16 protein-coding genes, 1 tRNA gene and 2 pseudogenes are annotated in these 16,752 nt (G+C 69.7%); 6 read left to right on the top strand and 13 right to left on the bottom strand.

Annotated elements, in window-relative coordinates:
* Positions 1–14 precede the first annotated feature (14 nt).
* Positions 15–716 (bottom strand): transketolase, encoded by a 702-nt coding sequence (locus tag OOK31_RS05400; RefSeq protein ID WP_267011157.1) that lies wholly within the window; start codon positions 714–716, stop codon positions 15–17.
* 158 nt (positions 717–874) lie between these two features.
* Here OOK31_RS05400 and OOK31_RS05395 point away from each other — a divergent pair.
* Positions 875–948, top strand: a tRNA-Pro gene (locus OOK31_RS05395).
* A gap of 30 nt (positions 949–978) precedes the next feature.
* On the opposite strand, the gene OOK31_RS05390 is transcribed toward OOK31_RS05395, so the two are convergent.
* Positions 979–2,379: a site-specific integrase gene (locus tag OOK31_RS05390; RefSeq protein WP_267011156.1), complete on the bottom strand. Its 1,401-nt coding sequence runs from the start codon at positions 2,377–2,379 to the stop codon at positions 979–981.
* A 330-nt stretch (positions 2,380–2,709) separates the two neighbouring features.
* On the opposite strand from OOK31_RS05390, the pseudogene OOK31_RS05385 reads away from it, so the two are divergent.
* From OOK31_RS05385 to OOK31_RS05375, 3 genes and pseudogenes are all read left to right on the top strand, one after another.
* A pseudogene (locus OOK31_RS05385) lies at positions 2,710–2,853 on the top strand (recombinase family protein); the annotation flags it as partial.
* Positions 2,854–2,921: 68 nt separating this feature from the next.
* Positions 2,922–3,067 (top strand): annotated as a pseudogene (locus OOK31_RS05380) (IS5/IS1182 family transposase); the annotation flags it as partial.
* 45 nt (positions 3,068–3,112) lie between these two features.
* Positions 3,113–3,262: a hypothetical protein gene (locus OOK31_RS05375; protein WP_267011155.1), complete on the top strand. Its 150-nt coding sequence runs from the start codon at positions 3,113–3,115 to the stop codon at positions 3,260–3,262.
* A gap of 212 nt (positions 3,263–3,474) precedes the next feature.
* Here the strand turns inward: OOK31_RS05375 and OOK31_RS05370 are convergent, their stop codons facing one another.
* Genes OOK31_RS05370 through OOK31_RS05360 form a run of 3 tightly spaced genes read right to left on the bottom strand, consistent with a single transcriptional unit; the run spans position 3,475 to position 5,890 of the window.
* Positions 3,475–4,605: a glycine amidinotransferase gene (locus OOK31_RS05370; RefSeq protein WP_267011154.1), complete on the bottom strand. Its 1,131-nt coding sequence runs from the start codon at positions 4,603–4,605 to the stop codon at positions 3,475–3,477.
* Complete coding sequence (locus OOK31_RS05365; RefSeq protein ID WP_267011153.1) at positions 4,596–5,333, bottom strand: hypothetical protein; 738 nt, start codon at positions 5,331–5,333, stop codon at positions 4,596–4,598. The genes OOK31_RS05370 and OOK31_RS05365 overlap by 10 nt, the downstream gene beginning before the upstream one ends.
* 14 nt (positions 5,334–5,347) lie before the next feature.
* Positions 5,348–5,890 carry an EF-hand domain-containing protein gene (locus OOK31_RS05360; RefSeq protein WP_267011152.1) on the bottom strand — a complete coding sequence of 181 codons (543 nt, stop codon included), beginning with the start codon at positions 5,888–5,890 and terminating at the stop codon, positions 5,348–5,350.
* A gap of 216 nt (positions 5,891–6,106) precedes the next feature.
* Between OOK31_RS05360 and OOK31_RS05355 the strand changes: the two genes are divergently transcribed.
* The gene (locus OOK31_RS05355) at positions 6,107–7,513 is read left to right on the top strand and encodes an NAD(P)/FAD-dependent oxidoreductase (protein ID WP_267011151.1); all 1,407 of its coding nucleotides are present in this window, start codon (positions 6,107–6,109) and stop codon (positions 7,511–7,513) included.
* A gap of 114 nt (positions 7,514–7,627) precedes the next feature.
* Here OOK31_RS05355 and OOK31_RS05350 read toward each other — a convergent pair whose 3' ends face one another.
* The 7 genes from OOK31_RS05350 to OOK31_RS05320 form a co-directional block, all read right to left on the bottom strand.
* Positions 7,628–8,758 carry a site-2 protease family protein gene (locus OOK31_RS05350; protein ID WP_267011150.1) on the bottom strand — a complete coding sequence of 377 codons (1,131 nt, stop codon included), beginning with the start codon at positions 8,756–8,758 and terminating at the stop codon, positions 7,628–7,630.
* Between the two features lie 676 nt (positions 8,759–9,434).
* On the bottom strand, positions 9,435–9,995 hold the full coding sequence (locus OOK31_RS05345; protein WP_267011149.1) for a hypothetical protein: 561 nt from the start codon (positions 9,993–9,995) through the stop codon (positions 9,435–9,437).
* 126 nt (positions 9,996–10,121) lie between these two features.
* Positions 10,122–11,096, bottom strand: coding sequence for a tyrosine-type recombinase/integrase (locus tag OOK31_RS05340; RefSeq protein ID WP_267011148.1), 975 nt, complete (start codon positions 11,094–11,096; stop codon positions 10,122–10,124).
* 217 nt (positions 11,097–11,313) lie between these two features.
* Positions 11,314–12,654, bottom strand: coding sequence for a Dyp-type peroxidase (locus OOK31_RS05335; protein ID WP_267011147.1), 1,341 nt, complete (start codon positions 12,652–12,654; stop codon positions 11,314–11,316).
* Positions 12,655–12,698: 44 nt separating this feature from the next.
* Positions 12,699–13,142: a hypothetical protein gene (locus OOK31_RS05330; protein ID WP_267011146.1), complete on the bottom strand. Its 444-nt coding sequence runs from the start codon at positions 13,140–13,142 to the stop codon at positions 12,699–12,701.
* 232 nt (positions 13,143–13,374) lie between these two features.
* Positions 13,375–14,121: a hypothetical protein gene (locus OOK31_RS05325; RefSeq protein WP_267011145.1), complete on the bottom strand. Its 747-nt coding sequence runs from the start codon at positions 14,119–14,121 to the stop codon at positions 13,375–13,377.
* Between the two features lie 3 nt (positions 14,122–14,124).
* Entirely contained in the window at positions 14,125–14,634 is a 510-nt protein-coding gene (locus OOK31_RS05320) for a hypothetical protein (protein WP_267011144.1), read from the bottom strand.
* 80 nt (positions 14,635–14,714) lie between these two features.
* Here OOK31_RS05320 and OOK31_RS05315 point away from each other — a divergent pair, with 80 nt between their 5' ends.
* Positions 14,715–15,224, top strand: a complete 510-nt coding sequence (locus OOK31_RS05315; protein ID WP_267011143.1) for a hypothetical protein — start codon at positions 14,715–14,717, stop codon at positions 15,222–15,224.
* A gap of 55 nt (positions 15,225–15,279) precedes the next feature.
* Here OOK31_RS05315 and OOK31_RS05310 read toward each other — a convergent pair whose 3' ends face one another.
* A complete protein-coding gene (locus OOK31_RS05310; RefSeq protein WP_267011142.1) occupies positions 15,280–16,362 on the bottom strand; it encodes a zinc-binding dehydrogenase in 1,083 nt (360 codons plus the stop codon).
* Positions 16,363–16,752 lie beyond the last annotated feature (390 nt).

Genomic DNA, 16,752 nt, shown 5'->3' with positions numbered 1-16,752 from the left:
CGAACCTGAAATCTTCAGTACTTCTTCTCGACGCGGGCGACGACGGCGTGCGGCCGGCCCGGGTGCGGCGCGGTGAAGGCGGCGTGCAGCGCCGCGTGGTCGCGCCCGTCGACGGTGACCGCCGTCCAGCCGGCCGCCTCGAACCGGGAGGCGATGCCGCCCCGCCAGCCGTGGGTGGCGGAGTCGTTGTCGATCACCACCGTGTGCAGCCGCTCCAGGCCCGCCGAACCGGCGTAGGCGATGGCCTCGTGGTTGCTGCCCTCGTCGAGCTCCGCGTCCCCGATCAGCACCCACACGGCGGGGTCGTCCAGTCCCTGGGCCCGCAGCCCCAGTGCGCTGCCGACGGCCAGCGGCAGCCCGTGCCCGAGCGAGCCGCTGCCGATCTCCACGCCGGGGATCAGCATGCGGTCCGGGTGGTGTCCGAGGGGGGAGTCGTACGAGCCGAAGCCCGGGAGCCACTCGACGGGGAAGAACCCCTTGGCGGCGAGCACGGCGTAGTAGGCCATCGGCCCGTGCCCCTTGGACAGCAGGAACCGGTCCCGCCCGGGATCCTGGGCGCTCCCGGGCCCGACCCGCAGCACCCGGTCGTACAGCACCCACAGCGCGTCGAGCGTGGAGGTGGCGGCGGGCCCGTGCTTCTCGGCCCCGGTCATGAGCGCGATCAGACGCCCCAGATCCTCGTAGCGGAACCCGGTGTCCGCAGTTGCCTGTGTCATGCACCCACCATGTGACCTCAAGCGCACTTGAGGTCAAGCGAGCCTCCGCGCGTACGTCAGATCCGGCCGTCAGGAGAAAGGTGCGCGCGACCACCCCCGGAAGTGCGGTATTGTTCTCCTGCCAGTTCAACCAGGGGAAACCCCAGGTCAGCGGGCATCGGGACGTGGCGCAGCTTGGTAGCGCACTTGACTGGGGGTCAAGGGGTCGCAGGTTCAAATCCTGTCGTCCCGACTTTGCTTGTGCAGGTCGGAGGCCGTTCTCTCACACATGGGAGGACGGCCTTTTCCATGCCCGGAGTCCTGGTGGTCGCAGTGTGGTCGCACGTCCGTCTCGGGACCGGTCCGTGGTGGGGCGGAAGCTGCCTGGAACAGGGGAGCGGAGCCGGTTGAGGGCTTCGCGGAGCTGCTGGATGTGGTCGCGTGGTGGTCGCAGTCGCTCCTTCAAGGTCCGTCGACTGTCTCGTTTCTGGGCCTGGGTGAGGGTGTGGTCGATGGTGTCGACGGCTTCGCGGGCGGCTTGTTGGGTGAGGTGGCTGTAGATGTTGGCGGTGGTCGAGAGTGTGGAGTGCCGCAGGGTCTTGGAGACGACGGTGAGGGGGACGCCGGCGGTGATGGTGATGGTGGCGGCGAGGTGCCGCAGGTCGTGCACGGTGATGCGGGGAACGCCGGCTTCGTCGGACAGCTTTCGGAGCCGGTCGAGTACGCCCTGAGGGCGCAGTGGGCGGCCGTCGGGTCTGCAGAACACGAGTCCGGCGAACCGATCATGGGGATCGCCGCGGGAGTGGGTTGTTGACTGGGACCGGTGTTGGAGGGCGGTGGCGACGCGGGGTGAGATGGCGACCCAGCCGCGGCTCGAGCGGGTCTTCGGTGTGGTGATGACGAGGTGGTTGTTGTCGATCGCGGAGAGGGTGCAGCGGACGTAGAGAACCCGTTCGGGCAGGTGGACATCGTGCCAGTGAAGTCCCAAGGCCTCTCCTTTGCGCATGCCGGTGCCGATGAGGAACTCGAACAGGTCGGCCATCTCCGGGTCTGCCTGATGGCAGTGCTGGAGGAAGCGGACGGCCTCGTCAGCGGTCCAGATCCGCCGCTCTGGCGACGGTGGACGGTGAAGCGCCGGGGGGCTGGCGGGGTTGTGGGGGAGGCGGTGTTGGCGGAAGGCGTCGCCGAGGGCGCTGGAGAGTGTGGCAAGGCACCGGTAGAGGGTGGTCTCGCCGCGGCCGGCCGCGAGCTCGCTGGTGACGAAGGCGGCGATGTGCCGGTGCCCGAGTTCGTCCAGCTTCAGGGTGCCGAAGGCGGGGGCGAGATCGTTGTGGACGTAGTCCCGGTATCGCGCCATGGTGGTCGGCTTGAGCACGAGGGCCTTGGCGGCGAGCCAGGCGGTCAGGTAGTCGGCGACGCTCTGGTTCGGGTCGGCGTTGAACCCGCCGGCCTCGCCCTCCAGGAACCTCCGCAGCGCCGCCTCGGCCGCGTCGTGGCTGCCGAATCCGCCACGGCGGACGGTCGTCCGGCGGTGGCGCGGTGCCGGGACGTCGACGGCGAACGTCCACGTCCCGTGGTCACCGTCAGCGAACAGATGAGGGCAGTGCGCTCCGAGTTGGTGACGCAATGTGTCGCGGCAGCCACACCTCCGGTAGATGCGGCCGCGGTCGCCGGTGGTACGCATGGGGATCGCCTCCGGGGGCGGAGGGGAGTGGGTACCACCAGCCTGCGACCACAGGCGACCACCACGCCGTTCACGAGCGCCGCGACCAGCCGTTTTCCCTTGATACCGCGCCAAGGGCAGCGCCTTGACCTCAGCTCCGCAGACGCCCAGCAGGTTCTTCGTCTGCTGGTGGTACACCGCTCGCACCACGGTTGACCAGGCAACGTCTGCCAATCGCCAGGCTGGTTCACCGTCGCCGTGCTGTAGATCCTCTGGTCGCCTGGGGGCCTGGACGTAGCCGGTCCCCCCTGGACGTTCCCGGGCGGCGGGTCCGCCCCCGGTTCGAGGGCCGCGCTCGCCGACCTCACCGCCCACGACCTGGTTCTGGAGATGCTCGCCGGACCCCTGCCGGGGATGTACGACCCCAGCGGGCCGGGGCGGCTGCTGTTCGGGTTCTTCGCCGCGATGACCGAGACGGAACGGGAGAACATCCGCTAGGGCCTGCGTGAGGCTGTGATCAGTTGCTGGGTTCTGTCTTCTTCTGGAGCGGAACCCGGTAAGACATTAGGCAATTGACCGATGTTCAGGGGGAGTTCATCGACCCTGCCTTCCGATCGGCAGGTTCGGCCCGTACCCCGAACGGCTGCGGGAACAGTTCGAGGGGGTGATCTGGCGGTTCCGGTCCAGCGGCCAGTGGCGGGAGATGCCCTGAATTTGAAGGCAGTCGGCTTCGCTCGGTATCCCTGCTGGGGAGGTGTGCACGGCCATCGCCGAGAAGCTGCCCGTCTTCGTGGACGAGGCATCCCCCGTCGGAGCCCTGCCGGACGACTCTGAGCGGGCTCCTCATGTCGCCCTGGGCGGTGGACATCTCGCCCTCGTCAAGCTCGTCACCCCGGCAGGCTGAACCAGTCGGCCCTCCCACGGTCCAAGTAGCAACAGTCGCGCAGGTTGGGTGCCGACCCGTAGGAACCAGCCGCTCGGGTCCGCTGAGGAAGGAAGTTTACTGCCGAGGCGGGGAGTTGGGTGCTCTCGGACGTTCGGTGGCCGGTCACCGACTACTAGCATCTGCACCAAGCGGGTCAGCGAGCCGCTCGCTGACCTGCCCGCGTCGTCGGCTCAGTTCAGGTACTCCTCGGGGCCGCCGTCGCGCACGGTGTCGAGGGTGAAGCAGTGCAGGCCGCCGCCGAAGAGCCGGCGGTGGCGGTGGCGTACGGGGACGACTGTGAAGCCGTTGGTTTCGAGGGCGCCGCGGAGGCCGGTGGCGGCGGCGTTGACGAGCACGGTGGTCTCGTCGACGGACAGGACGTTCAGGTCGATGTAGGGGCTGGTGAGCAGCAGGTCCCGGGGTACGTAGGAGGGGAAATCGGCGGGATCCGGCTCGGGCGGGACGATGAACTTCCAGCCTTGCAGGGGTCGGGGCAGCAGGTCTCGTACGCGGTCGTGGCGGGCGAGGAAGACTCCTGGACGCAGGGCGAGGAGGGTGGCGTCGATGTGGCTGTCGGCCATCCGTTCCACCCGGTGGACGGTGAACCGCCCGCGCAGATGGCGTTCGAGCCAGTCGGCGGCCGACCGGTGGTTGGCCTGGGCGGAGTTGACGATCAGGTCGCGGCCCAGCCGCACGACCTGTGCTCCGTCGAGCATCATGTCGTATCCCGCGTCGTACGGGCCCGGACGTGCGTACGGCACGGCGCCGGCTCCGAGGGCGGCTGCGGCGTGCCGGGCATAGGAGAGGTCGAAGGAGGCGTCCGTCAGGCCGGGGCGCGGCATCGCCGTCCAGCGCGCGCCGGCGTCGAAGCAGCGCCGGAACAGCGGGGCCAGCAGGCGGGTCTCCAGACAGCGGGAGCGGACCATGGGCGGGGTTTCGATGATCTCGTCGCCGACGATGAGCGTGTTGTCGCGGACGTTCAGCGCGGGTGTCGGCGTGGCCCTCCAGCCGGGGCCGGCGATGGGACCCGCGTCCGGAGGGAGGGCGAGCGGGCGGTGGACCGTAACCCCGAGTGAGACCAGGGTCTCGGCCAACCCCTCCACATCCTCGACGAGTTCCTCGACGTACTGAGGATGGACCGCCCAGCGCTCGGGTGCCTCCCCGGCCGCCAGGCGCGGGTAGTGCCAGCTGTCGTAGTGCAGGAGGTTCTCCTGGTGGAACAGTTCGAAGGTGAGGTCGCGATCGTGGCCGGTGTAGCCGGTGCCCGATCCGACGATGACCTCACGCAGCCGAGTGAAGCCGTCGTAGCTGTTCAACCGCACTGCTTGCCTCTTCCACCCGTACCTCCCCGATCGGCATCGCCTTGCCCCGTGGCGCTCTCGTTCTCGTACAGAAGCTGGGCGGAAGGCGAACGAGGGGCCTGCCGTCCCGGGACGGTGTAGGCGAAGTTCAGGACGGTACGGCGGACGCCGGGCCGGGTCAGGGGGCTGACGCGGTGCGCGGTGGTGTCGGCGCGCAGCAGATAGGCGTCGCCGGCCCGGTGGTGGTGGCGGTGGACCGGCGTGTTCGCAGGCAGGGGCAGTGCAGTGGTGTGCGGGGCGTACTCGAGCAGGCCGCCGTCGCCGGGGTCGGCGGGAGCTTCGAGAAAGAGGACGAGGGCGTACGGGTAGTCGTCGGTGTGCTCGCCGTGTGTATCGCCCGGGTGGTGGAGGATGTTGACGACGTGGCGCTCGGTGACTTCGCGGACCTCCATCACGGGTTCTCCCGTGATGGAGGAGAGCAGGGCGAGCAGGTCGGGCCGTCGGTAGAGGTCGCCGATGAGGGGCGACTCGACGGCCAGGGCGGAGCCGCCGATCGTGGTCATGTGCCGGGGCGAGCCGCCCATGCACTCCATCGCGAAGTCCCGCCGCCTGGCATCGGCCTCCAGCCGGGCCAGCTCCGTGCGGAGCCTTGCCAGGCCGGACGGCGGGAGGAGGCCGGGCAGCGGGAGGTAGCTGTGAGCGGCGAAGCGTCGCGCGGTGTCCGCGGGGAGAGTGGGAAGGCGGAGCACGTTCGGCGTTCCGGTCAGACCCGGCCCAGGATCCTGTTACCGGGTGCCGAGGCGTTGGTGGAGGTGAAGAACTCCATCGCGGCTTCCAGCCACTCGTCGAGGGTGAGTTCGCCATTGCCGTCACGGTCAAGTGTGCGGAAGATCTCCTCCGCCTCGGCGGCCGGAACTCCGATGGCGCCGTAGAGCTTCTTGAACTCGCTCATGTCCACGACGCCGTCGTCGTCGCGGTCGGCCAGGGCGAGGTCGGCTTCGACGGAGGGACGGACCATGTCGGAGATCTTCGATCGGTCGGGCGACTGCGCGAGTCCGGTGACGAAGGCGTCCCGGGACACCCGACCGCCGCCCTCGGCGGGGACGAGACGGGTCATGGACGTCCAGTAGTGGGCCTTGGAGTCGTGCAGTGCGCGGGACTTGGGAGAGTCTGCCGGCTCGCCGACGCCTGCGATCAGCCGGTCGGCGAGGGCGGTGAAGTCGGCCTGGGAGATGTATCCGTCGCGGTCGGTGTCCAGCAGGTCGAAACGGTGCTCGAACTTGCGGCGCAGCAGGTCGGCAGTCATGGCGTCACTCCGTCGTGTCATCAGGATCGGTGGGGTCCGTGTGCACCCGTGGTCTACCGGAGGCGTTCGCGCCGACCGGGCAGCCGCACGGCCATGTCACCTGGGTGGAGGGCCAGGTTCACCGCAGGACCGATTCTTCAAAGGCGGTCTTCCGACCGGGCGGAGCGGTGCTGTTCACTGGCCGCGTCATGCTGCCCCTGTTTCCAGGAGGTTTCCATGCACGACGAGCGACCGGGCACCGAGACGGACGTCCTGGTGGTCGGAGGCGGCCCCGCAGGCGCGACGGCCTCCGCCCTGCTGGCGCGACAGGGGTACGACGTGACCCTGCTGGAGCGGTCCCGGTTCCCCCGCTACCACATCGGCGAGTCGCTGCTGCCGTCCTTGCTGCCGCTGCTGGACCTGCTGGGCGCGCGGGAGGTGATCGAGCGGCACGGCTTCGTCCGCAAGACGGGCGCGTACTACGACTGGGGCGGCCAGGAGTGGGCGCTGCGCTTCGGCGGGCTCGGCCGGAGCACGGAGTACAGCTTCCAGGTCGTCCGGTCGGAGTTCGACCAGGCACTGCTGGACCACGCACGTGCCCAGGGCGCACGGGTGCACGAGGAGGTCACGGCCCGGACGGTCGACTTCCGCGACGGGCGTGCGTCGGCGGCTGCCTGGACCTCGACCGACGGCACGGGAGGCGTGATCGCGTTCCGGCACCTGGTGGACGCCTCGGGCCGGGCCGGGCTGCTGTCTGCCCGGCAACTGCGGTCGAGGCGGTTCCACGATGCCTTCCGCAACGTCGCCACCTGGGGGTACTGGCACGGAGCGGCACGCATCGGGGCGGCCCCGGACGGCGCGATCTGCCTCTTCTCCTTACCCGACGACGGCTGGTTCTGGGCAATCCCCCTCCACGACGGCACCCTCAGCGTCGGCCTGGTCACCGACAAGGAGTCCTTCACCGCGGCCCGCCAGACGCTCGGCGGCACGGAGGCCGTCTACGCGGACCGGCTGCGCCAGTGTCCCGCCCTGGCTCGCCTGCTCGCCGGGGCAGACCTCGTGACCCCCCTCCGGGTGGAGAGCGACTACTCGTACGCCGCCGACCGCTTCTGCGGGCCCGGCTGGTTCCTGGCCGGCGACGCGGCCTGCTTCCTCGACCCGCTGCTGTCGACCGGAGTACACCTGGCCATGTACAGCGGCCTGCTGGCAGCGGCCTCGATCGCCGCCGCGCAGCGGCAGGACGTCACAGAGGCCGAGGCAACAGCCTTCTACCAAGGCGCCTACCGCCACGCGTACGAACGCCTGCTCATCCTCGTCGGCGCCTTCTACGACATCCACCAGGGCCGCGACGCCCACTTCCGCCGCGCCCAGACCCTCAGCCACCGCGACCAGCGACCCCTGAGGCTGGACGAGTCCTTCCTGCACATCGTCACCGGCGTCGAAGACCTGCACGACGCCCAGGACGACACGGTCGCCCGCCTGTTCGCCGCCCTACGAGAGCCAATCGCGGGACACCGCAAGGTGGGCCTGGGCGGGCACGGCGCGAGCCTGATGACCCCATGGCCCACCGCCCCGGACCAGGCGGTGGCCGGGCTCCGCCTGGTGTTGGAGCCCCACCTCGGCCTCCAGCGCCAGGCGGACTGACTGGAATCGAAGCAGCCCTTCGCCGCTGCGTTCGAGCACAGTTGTGGCGCCTCGAGCATGAGGATGCCCTCAGGGCTGCCCAGAACTCGTCGCCGGGACCACGGCTGCGACGGCTCAGTTGGACCCTTGGCCACCCAGAGCGTGTCGCTGCATCAGCCGGGATATGTCCTTCGCGGTGACGATCCCCACCAGACGGCCAGCGTCCACCACGAGGATGGGCATGCCGGTCCCTGGGCCGAGCCTGTCGAGAACCTCGCTCAGAAGCTCGTTCGGAGCGGCAGTCGCACACTGCGCGAGCGCCGTCGCCACCTCGCGTACGCGTAGCGCCTCCCGGTTCGCTGCCGGGATCGACGCCAGCCTGCGCACCTGCACGATTCCGCTGGGACGGCCGTCGAAGTCGAGCAGGGGCAGGGCGGAATGCCGGGATTTCACTGCCACCTCGTCGATGAAACGGCGGACGGTCAGCCAGTCGGGGCCGGTGGCCACCGGGCTGGACATGGCATCGGCCACGCCCACACCCTCTACGGCCGTGTGGAGAACGGCGTGTTGCCGTTCCGCGCCGGCGACGACCGTGATGAAGACGCCGACGAGGACGAGCCATAGCCCGTCCGGCGCCCCGCGCAGGAAGGAAATCCATCCGACGGCCGCCAGCAGCACTCCTATGACCTGACCGCTGCGGGATGCGGCCCGATCCGCACGCTGGCGGTCTCCGGTGCGCCACCACAGCAGCGCCTGCAGCACTCTTCCGCCGTCGAGCGGAGCCGCGGGCAGCAGGTTGAACACGCCCAGGAACAGGTTCGCCCAGCCGAGCCATACCAGGACGGCCGCGGGCACCGGCCAGCCGAGCAGCGCATTCAGCCCGATTCCGGCTCCGAGTGCTACGCCTCCGATTGCCAGGCTGGTGAGGGGCCCGCTGATCGCCACCGCGAAGGCCGCCGCGGCTGTCTGCGGGCGCCCCATCCTGGTCATCCCGCCCAGCGCCCACAGCGTCACGTCCTGTACCGAGATCTTCCTCCTGCGGGCCGTCGCGGCGTGTGCCGTCTCGTGGAGCAGCAGGCTGGCCATGAGCAGCGCGGCTCCTACGACACTGGCGAAGGCGTACACGGCATCCGAGCGTCCCGGGGCCAACGCGGGGAGGGCCTGGCGGCCGAGACCGTACGCGAGCAGCACCGCCAGCAGCGGAACGCTCCAGTGCATCCGCAGCGGCACCCCGACAACACGTCCGACACTGACGGAGCCGTTCATCGTCGTCTCCTGCCGGCTCGGCAGCCGGTCCATCCGAGCAGGACCTGCGACCTGCGCTCCGTGAACCGACCGGCACGGCACTCACCCACAATTGTCACTCTCGGAATCTCCGACGGTCGGCCGGTGCGGCCTGTGGTGTGGACGCATCGGCCGGGACGCTCTCATCACTCAAACGACTGCAGGATGCACGGGTGGTAACCGGCGCGCCCGCCCTGCTTCCTGCGCCCCGGCGCTCGGACGGCCCCGTGGACCGGGGCCCTGGGTAAACTCCTCGCCGTACCCCTGCCTGCTCTCGCCGCTGCGGACCGCACGTGAACGACGCCGATGCGCTGACCGGCGCGCAAATGCAGACCATCACCCGGGAACTGCGGCACCGCGGACCACGAGGCCTGAACCTGCACCTGCCGGCCCGGACGGTGGAGGTCGCCACCGAACGGTGCGTGAGGCGGTTGGAGCCTTAGCCCTTGAGGAAGCCGTACAGCACGTCCATCGGGAACTCCCGGAAGCAGTAGGTGTGGTACCCGCTGCCGTCCCGGGGTGGACGACGCCCATGCTGGAGACCGGCCGACCCGGCCCACAAGATCGCCGTCTCGTACGCATGATCGGCACTGGCCGGATCTGGGCGCTCACCCGCGGCGAGGCCGTGGCCTGGGGATGGCCTTCGGGCGGCCGGTTGTCACACGGGGCAGGGGCGGTATTCGAGGCTGAGTTCGCGGTCGACGGCGTAGCTGGTCCGCATCGACGCGTCGGTGACCTTCTCCCAGGAGCCGTACTTGGCGTAGAGCTGGTCCGCGGTGGGCCCGAGTGGGTTGCCGTACTTGGCCGTGTTCCGCTCCTCCAGGATGCGGACTTCCTCCGGAGTCATGCCGGCGCGGGTGATCTCCTTGGCCTGGTTGCGCATGTCGACCAGCTCCCTCGCGATCTCCTCCTCGGAGGCTCCCGACTCGCGCATGTTCGCCTCTGTCCGGTGCATGTTCTCCAGGAGGCCGTGGTAACGGATCCGGGTCCGCTGCGCCTCCACCTTCTCGTCCATCGGCAGGACGCGGATGCGGCACACGACCGGGTCGGTACTGGGGCAGGGATCGTCGGCGGGAACCGACGGTGCGAGCGGGGCGGTGATGACCGAACCGCACGACTCCAGCGTGGCAGACGAAGCGGCGGCGGTCGTGGTCAGCAGTGCGACGGAGGCCACGAAGGGGACGAGGGCACGGCTCAGGAGGGAAGACGTAAGGCGCATGCGCGCATCCTTGGCGACGACGGCCCACGCCTCCACGTAAACACACCGATGATCACTCGTACGGGGCGCTCTGGTCCGCTCCGCCGTCTCCTGCACAGGCCCGCTGGGGGTCAAGGGGTCGCAGGTTCAAATCCTGTCGTCCCGACTGTGCTTTATGCAGGTCGGAGGCCGTTCTCTCATCCGTGAGAGGGCGGCCTTTCCATGCCCGGAATCCTGGTGGTCGCAGTGTGGTCGCACGCCCGGTTCTGGGCCGGTCCGCCATGGTGCTGAACACGGGCGGGGCGGGGGAGCGGAACCGGTGGAGGGCTTCGCGGAGGCGCTGGACGTGGTCGCCAGGTGGTCGCAGCCACGCTGGCCGCTCCGGCCGGTCTTCTCGGCTTTGGTGAGGGTGTGGGCGATGGTGTCGACGGCTTCGCGGGCGGCTTGCTGGGTGAGGTGGCTGTAGACGTTCGCGGTGGTCGAGAGGGTGGAGTGCCGCAGCGTCTTGGAGACCACGGTGAGTGGGACTCCGGCGGTGATGGTGGCGGCGCGGTGCCGCAGGTCGTGAACGGTCACCCGCGGAACGCCGGCTTCGTCGGACAGCTTCCGGAGCCGGTCGAGCACACCCGGCGGGCGGAGTGGCCGGCTGTCGGGTCTGCAGAACGCGAGTCCGGCGAAAGGATCGCCTGGATCGCCGCGGGAAAGGGCCGTTGCCCGGGCCCGGTGTTGGAGTGTGGTGGCGACGCGGAGTGAGATGGCCACCCAGCCGAGGCTCGACCTGGTCCTCGGGCTGGTGATGACGAGGTGGTTGTTGTCGATCGCCGAGAGGGTGCAGCGGACCAGGTAGTCGGCGACGCTCTGGTTCGGGTCGGAGTTGAACCCGCCGTCGTCGCCCTCCAGGAACCTCCGCAGCGCCCCCTCGGCCGCGTCGTGGTTGCCGAATGCGTGACGGCGGACGGTCGTCCGGCGGTGGCGCGGTGCCGGGACGTCGATGGCGAAGGTCCACGTCCCGTGGTCACCGTCAGCGAGCAGGTGCGGGCAGTGCGCTCCGAGCTGGTGATGCAGTGTGTCCCGGCAGCCACACCTGCGGTAGATGCGGCCGCGGTCGCCGGTGGTACGCATGGGGATCGCCTCCAGGAGGCGGAGGAAAGGTCGACATCTCCAGTCTCGTGCGACCACCAGCAACCACCACGCCCCATGCGCCCCCGGTGACCTGTGCTTTCCCCTTGTCTTTGCGCCAAGGGACGGGCTTCCGGAGGCTTCCAGTAGATTGTTCGTCTTCTGGCGGTACAACTTTCGCACCCCCCTGACGGGGCAGAATCGGGGGCGGCGGCCCGGCTCAGGTGTCGAGGTCTGCGAGCCAGTTCAGGGCCCGCAGTCCGGGCATGAAGCAGTACTCGCCGCCCCGGGTGACGACGAACCGCGGTAGTCCCGGCAGGCGGCGGCGTACCGGCCGGCCGGGGACGGTGAACGTGCCGGTTTCGTCGTTCGCCCCCACGATGGGGTCCTTCTCGGTGTAGCCGATGAAGATTCCCTCGTTGGCCCACTGGGACTTGGCGAACTCGAACTGACGCTTCAGGTGGGCTCCGATGAAGATGAACACGATGCCGCGGTCGATGCCGTCGTCGTCGAGGACGCCGTCGGGCAGCATCGGGCCGTAGCTCGTACCCCGTCGCATCAGGCGGTGGAGGTTGACGTCGACGATCTCGCCCTTGAGCGCGTCGCGCGGGTTCATCCGCCGGGCGTGGGCGCCCGCCGGGCACTTGAAGCCGCGCTCGTCGTCGTCGAAGTAGAGGAAGTCGTTGTTGCGCTGCGGGTCCTCTCCCAGTGCGGGGTCGTCCCGGTCGGGGCAGAGCACCAGCGGCGCGCCGCTCGGCCAGCGTCCGACCATCTTCGCCGCGAGGAGTTCCTCGGCTTCCGGTCCGTCCGAGTGGTCGCGGAGGTACTGGCGGAATGCCGCCACGCGGGTGTGGAGCTTGCGGAAGACGGCGTACGTGCCGTTGCGGCCGAGCGCCTCGGGGTAGGGCATCGGGGGCAGGTTCCCGGTCTCGTCGGGGTAGCCCAGGATGAACTCCCCGGCCTTGACGGGCCGCTCCTGGCTGGGTGGTCCGGGGGGCCCTCCCTCGACCTGAGGATTGCTGATCCCGTCCTTGAAGCCGAACGACGTGCGCCCAGTGGGCAGTTGATAGCAGTCCTGGCGGAAGACGATCTCCACGCCGGCCAGCTCGTTGATGGCGGCGAGCGCCGGCGCGAGGGTCGCCTCGAGCCGCGCGGCATCAGGGGAGAGGCAGGCCACCGTAACGTGGACGTCGGACGTGCCGAGAGGCTCCTCCCAGTGGGCCGGTGCGCTCTCGCCGACGTCACCGAGCAACTCCGCGCGCGCTGCCATGCCCTCCTGGAATTCCGGAGCGAAGCTGTCGAGCGACTCGGGCGGCACCCCCAGTGCCTTGAGGCCCTGGTAGGTGAACCCCACGTTGACCCAGACGTTCTGGCCGGGGTGGTCCGGCGTGGCGGCGTCGGCGGCGACCACCGGAATGAGCCGCCGCAGCAACTCCCGTCCGACGTGGCGGTCGTCGATCCGCAGCAGGAAATACCTGCCGACGTAGGGCGAGGGCCGCGGATCCAGGATGCCGCCCTGGATGTCCTCCAGCTCAAGCGTGGGGATCCCCACCGTCGTCATCTGCTGCCGTCCCGTCTGTGTCGTGTGGGTGCCTGGTGGTGCGGTCAGGTCGCTCCGGCGTCGAGGAGCTCCTGGAAGGCGCGGTTCACCCGCAGCGATTTCTTGAGTTCCTTCACAGTGGCGTCGGGGATGGCGCGGGAGTACCCGGAAGCAGTGTGCTGGTGGGCCATGACGAAGTCTTTGATCTTCGGGTCGCGAATGCCGGGGTAGTCCTCGGTGTGCTGGAGGATGCCGTCGAACACGTCGGGGATCAGGGCGGCGAAATCGTCGATGTAGACGTCCCAGTCGCCGTCGAAGTTCGAAGCGAACAGCAGCCGCGTGTCGTCGTCGAAGAGCACCCACCGGGCATCGTGCAGCGTCCCGATCCGTGCCTGGATCTGCGCCTCCCTCTCCAGGTCGCTCTGGCTGAGGATCTCGCGGAGCTGTGCTCCCTGCCCTGGCTTGATCCTGAAGATGAGGGTGAACTCGTTCGTGGATCCCCTGCTCATTCCCGGGCGTCGGTCCTGTGCCTGAGTCGCCATCGTGCACGGCCTCTCTGCTCTGAAGTCCTCGGAACGCCATCGATGCGCAGGGTCGATGCGTCGTCCTGCGCCATCGGCATAGTGCCTCGCGCGGGCTGATGGGACGTCGCGGGACATCCCGGCCCGAGGAAGATCACCCTGCTGGCTCCCCGCCACCGGGGCGCCCCGCCCGGGCAGGTACCTGGACGGGTGACGGGGCCTACGGCGCCGAGGGCTTTCCGGCGATGGCGTCGTAGACCCTGATGCGCAGGCGGCGTCGCCAGCCCTCGCGCTCCTCCCGGACCTGCGCCCGTTCCGCCTTCCGACCGCCGGCCGGGTAGTGGGACCGCGCCCACGGGGATCCTGGTCGGGCCAGCCGCAGTGCACCGACCACGGTGAAGAGCGGTACGAGAATCCCCAGCAGACCGGTGAAGGCCTTGCCCTTACCGAGTGCGACCAGGGCGAAACCGGCGTTGACCGCGACCACGGCCGCGTACGTCCAGCCGGAGACCGGCGCTCCGTCCACGGAAGCGTCGTTGACGCCGAAGGGCGCCGCGCCGAGCAGCAGCAGTCCGCAGACCGCCGCGCCGACCACCACGGCATCCACCGACAGCCGGCCATCCTCGGACCAGTAGACGTCCTTCAGGTGCAGGATGAGTGCGAACTCGTCCAGTACCAGCGCGGTGCCGATGCCGAAGAGCGCGGCCTCGATCTCGGCCCACGGATGCCTGGTGCCGATCGGGGAGGCCAGCCCCAGCCCACCGATGATCATGAAGATCACGCCGAAGACGACGTGGTGAATGTGCAGTCCGCCGGGGGTGACGTTCCTCGGCCACCACGACACCTCCGCCCGGATCATCCGGACACTGAGCCGGATGAACAGGAACGCCCCGAGGAAGCCCAGGAGGAGGAAGAGGAGCGGCTGCTTGCCCGGGTCGACGATCTCCTGCCGGTACCAGTCACCCATCGGTCAGGCCTCACGCTTGGCAGGGCGGCCGCGGCGCTTCCGCGCGAAGACCAGAAACCCTGCGAAGGCCACCACGGAGGTGATGGCGCCCGCCAGCGTGGCGCCGCGGAACCACGGCGCTTCCACGTCCATGACCCGCTGCCCGGCGTGGGACGCGCTGCCCCCACCTGCCACCAGGCTCAGCGTCCACAGGTTCGGCAGGGCGAGGACCACGGCCAGGGCGAGCCAGCCTGCCGTGGCCTTCCAGGACCGGCGCTTGTGCAGGCCGATCCAGGCCACCATCAGGGGCAACAGCGTGCAGGCAATGCCGAACACCAGGCCGAGCACCAGCCCGGTGCCCAGATGACCGTCCACCGCCGCCCCCACCCGCTGGGACCACCAGCGGGGGATTGTCGCGGCCAGGATGAAGTAGGCCGCGACGAGGACGATCAGTGCCCCGCCGCCGAGCAGTACGGGCCTGCGTCGGCCAGGGCCGCGCCCGTCTGCTGTGACGTCATGATCCGATGCTGGCACCAGACCGCCTCGCGCGCAGTCCGAGGCCCCTGGTGGGGCGGTGCCGGGCGCCCGGCCGGGATGCACCTTACGGTGGGCCTGTGAAGGAACATGTGGCGGGCGCCGTGGACGCGCGGACGGCCGCGGCCCAGCTCAAGGAACGGCTGTACGCGACGATCATCATGATCTCCGTCGTCATCGGGCTGGCGGGCAGCGGCCATGTGGAGGCCCTCGGTGCGGCGGCGACGGTCATGACCGCCTCGGTGGGTCTGTGGCTGGCCTCGCTGGTCGCCGATCAGCAGGCCCATCGTGTGATGCACGGCGCTCTCGCCCGGGGACGGGAACTGCGCACGATTCTCTTCGTCAGTAGCCCGCTGCTGCTGTCCGCGGTGGGCCCGCTCGTTCTGATCGGCGTCTCGGCGCTGGGAGCGATGAGCCTGGACACTGCCCTGCTCACGGCCGCCGGGGTCAACATCGCCACTTTGTTCGCGTGGGGGTGTTACGGAGGGATCCGCATGGGCGGAGGGACGGCGTTCGCCCTCCTGGCCGGCGTGATCGACGCGGCGATCGGCACGGCCGTCGCTGTGGTGAAGGCCGCCGCCGGACACTGACGCCTTGACCGCGCCATGCCCTTGCGCGGTGTCACGGCGTCACCTCGTCACTTCGTCAGGGTGAGAGGACGAGGCGGACGGGATTGTCTTCCTTCCCGTGCAGGCGACTGATCGCTTCCTCTACCCGGCTCAGCGGGAGGACGTCACTGACCGACCCGGACAGGTCGAGCCGTTTCGCTGCGGCGAGCTTGACCAGTAGGTGGAGATCTTGCGGTTCGGAGCCCCAGGCGCCGTGAACACTGTGCTGCAGTGCGTTGAAGCGGTCTCCGTCCGGGATGGTGATGGGCTGCGAGCCCATGCCGATCAGGACGAGCCGCCCGTGCGGCGCCAGAAGCTCGTCGGCACTGCTGCGTACGCTCGGATGTCCGACGAGGTCGATCGCCAGATCCAGGCCCAGTCCACCCGTGGCCTCGCGGACCCGGGCCGGGAGGTCGGGGTCGGCAGGGTCGAAGGCCAGGTCCGCGCCCACGTCCAGGGCCCGGCTGCGGGCCGCCGGCAGCGGGTCGAAGGCGATGATCGGCAGCGCCCCGGCGAGGCGGGCGATCTGCACCGCGTGCACGCCGAGCCCACCCACGCCCCAGAGCCCGACGCTCTCCCCGACCTGGAGCCTGCCGTGCCGGACCAGGCCGGCGTAGGGCGTGGACACGGCGTCCGGGATGATCGCCGCCTGCTCGAAGGGCAGGACGTCCGGGATGGGGACGAGCGACTGGTAGCGGGTCACGGCGTACTCGGCCCAACCGCCGTCATAGCTGATCCCGCGCGCCTGCGGCATCAGGCAGAAGCCCGTGTCGTACAGGCAGTTGGGGCATGCGTCGCACCGGTCGCCCACGGTCAGACAGACCCTGTCCCCCACCTTCCACACGGGCGGGACGCCGGGGCCGATCTCCGCGAGGGTGCCCGCGACCTCGTGCCCGAGGGTCACAGCGGTCTGATCGGGGTCACGGGTGACGGGCCTGGGCAGGGTGCCGTCGATCATGTGAACGTCGGAGAGGCAGACGCCCGCCGCGTGGACCTTGAGCAGCACTTGCCCGTGCCCGGGGGTGGGGACGGGAACCTCCTGTAGTCCGAACAGGCCGGTGACCAGGTCGAACCTGGCCGCCGTCATCAGGGCGGCCTCGCTGCTCAGCTGAGGAGTCATGAAGGTCTCGCTCTTCTCCGATACGACATTTGTGTACAGCCGTGCAATTTCGTACGGGACCGTACAGTCATGTGAGGAGCGAAGCGACGGCCGACACGCTGCTGTCCCGGGCCGACGTGACGTCGGCGCCCGCCCGGAAGTCTCGGAGGGCGGGCGGACTCTGTTCTAGCCGGGAGCTGGTCCAGGACGGGGCGCTGAGGGTGGCGCTGCAGGAGGAGCGGCGCCACAACGCTTCCTGAGCCGCTCCCCTTGGGCGGCCTGCGCGTGAGAGGCAGGTGGGGCCCGACGGTAATGGTGGTGCTCTGGGGACCAGTTGGGGACCAGGCGGTGTGCGCGATGGCGCACGATAGCCCTCCCCACGCACAACTTGCGCCCGGATTGAGTCTGTTA

It is taken from the genome of Streptomyces sp. NBC_00249, from assembly GCF_026342355.1.
Lineage (GTDB): Bacteria > Actinomycetota > Actinomycetes > Streptomycetales > Streptomycetaceae > Streptomyces.
Note: the sequence above shows the minus strand (reverse complement) of the source record. Positions and strands in the feature narration are given on the sequence as shown.

Excerpts from the sequence above, each read along its gene's own strand:
- OOK31_RS05390 (WP_267011156.1), bottom strand. The coding sequence starts at position 2,379 with ATGCGTACCACCGGCGACCGCGGCCGCATCTACCGGAGGTGTGGCTGC.
- OOK31_RS05360 (WP_267011152.1), bottom strand. The coding sequence starts at position 5,890 with ATGACTGCCGACCTGCTGCGCCGCAAGTTCGAGCACCGTTTCGACCTG.
- OOK31_RS05345 (WP_267011149.1), bottom strand. The coding sequence starts at position 9,995 with ATGCGCCTTACGTCTTCCCTCCTGAGCCGTGCCCTCGTCCCCTTCGTG.
- OOK31_RS05310 (WP_267011142.1), bottom strand. The coding sequence starts at position 16,362 with ATGACTCCTCAGCTGAGCAGCGAGGCCGCCCTGATGACGGCGGCCAGG.
- OOK31_RS05325 (WP_267011145.1), bottom strand. The coding sequence starts at position 14,121 with ATGGGTGACTGGTACCGGCAGGAGATCGTCGACCCGGGCAAGCAGCCG.
- OOK31_RS05355 (WP_267011151.1), top strand. The coding sequence starts at position 6,107 with ATGCACGACGAGCGACCGGGCACCGAGACGGACGTCCTGGTGGTCGGA.
- OOK31_RS05400 (WP_267011157.1), bottom strand. The coding sequence starts at position 716 with ATGACACAGGCAACTGCGGACACCGGGTTCCGCTACGAGGATCTGGGG.
- OOK31_RS05350 (WP_267011150.1), bottom strand. The coding sequence starts at position 8,758 with ATGAACGGCTCCGTCAGTGTCGGACGTGTTGTCGGGGTGCCGCTGCGG.
- OOK31_RS05335 (WP_267011147.1), bottom strand. The coding sequence starts at position 12,654 with ATGACGACGGTGGGGATCCCCACGCTTGAGCTGGAGGACATCCAGGGC.
- OOK31_RS05330 (WP_267011146.1), bottom strand. The coding sequence starts at position 13,142 with ATGAGCAGGGGATCCACGAACGAGTTCACCCTCATCTTCAGGATCAAG.
- OOK31_RS05340 (WP_267011148.1), bottom strand. The coding sequence starts at position 11,096 with ATGCGTACCACCGGCGACCGCGGCCGCATCTACCGCAGGTGTGGCTGC.